The sequence below is a fragment of the Aerococcus sp. L_32 genome (assembly GCF_050689315.1).
The window spans coordinates 1-1,144 of record NZ_JBOEQF010000566.1; the positions used below are offsets into that span (position 1 = coordinate 1).

General features: G+C 41.8%; 1 protein-coding gene. It reads left to right on the forward strand.

Going from position 1 to position 1,144, the window contains the following annotated elements:
• On the forward strand, positions 1-1,144 hold a 1,144-nt coding region (locus tag ACRCJ0_RS14805; RefSeq protein ID WP_431390971.1), incomplete at both ends, for a DRTGG domain-containing protein.

Sequence of the window (1,144 nt, forward strand, 5' to 3'; positions counted from 1 at the left end):
CGTGGGTACCGTCCGAATTGAAGAGAACGAAAACCGTCGCATGCACCATTTAACGATTGAAGAAATTATCAAGGTAACGGATTGCCAGGTTTTAGGCGGGGCTTCAGGTCTGAGTCGCCAGGTCCGTAAATTTATTATCGGCGCCATGGAAGCGGACGGGATGCGTCGTTATATCGAACCAGATTCCTTGATTATCGTTGGTAACCGTGATGAAATTCAACGGATTGCCTTGGAAAATGACGTCGCTGTTCTAATCTCGGGTGGTTTTAAGCCGTCAGAAACCATTGTGGACTTGGCTAACAAGCGGGAAGTACCACTTTTAAGTGTCAACTTCGATACCTATGCGACGGCTACTTTAATCAATAAAGCGATGATTGAGCGGTCTATGCAGAAGGATATTTTACTTGTGGAAGATATCTATATTCCACTTGAACAAACGCAATTTTTATACACGGATGATACGATTACGGCTTACCGACAATTGTCAGAAAACTCGGGGCATACCCGTTTTCCAATTTGTGAAAGAGATGGTAAGTTGGCGGGAATTTTAACGGCTAAGGATATCCTAGATTTCACACCGGATACCCATTTAGCTAAAGCCATGACGCCAACGCCAATTTCGGCTAAGAAGCCAATGAGTGTGGCTTCAATTACACATATGATGATTTGGGATGGGTTAGAAATACTACCTGTTGTGGATGAAGAGGATTATTTACAAGGAATTCTATCTAGACAAGATGTCTTGCGGACTTTGCAGTATACCCAACAAACGGAACAGAGTGAAAACCGGATTGAGGTGTTACTGGCAGATAAGTTGAAATTCGTTGATCAAAATGAGGATATGACAAAAGCGCGTTACCGATTCCTGAGTGATGTTTCATTAACGAATGATTTTGGCGCCTTATCTAATGCCTTACAACATAGTATTATCCAACTATCGGTAAAACAATTTGTGAAGAAGATGCAAGATAAATCCATTGTGGTCGATAAGGTGAATGCTTACTATTTAAAGTTGGTGCCACTACAATCCACAATCGATATCGTCCTAGAATTCCTAGATGTCTCTAGACGTTCAATGGAAATTGATATCACCGTCTACCATGGTAAACAAGTCATGACCAAAGCCATGGCTAGTGTGAAAACT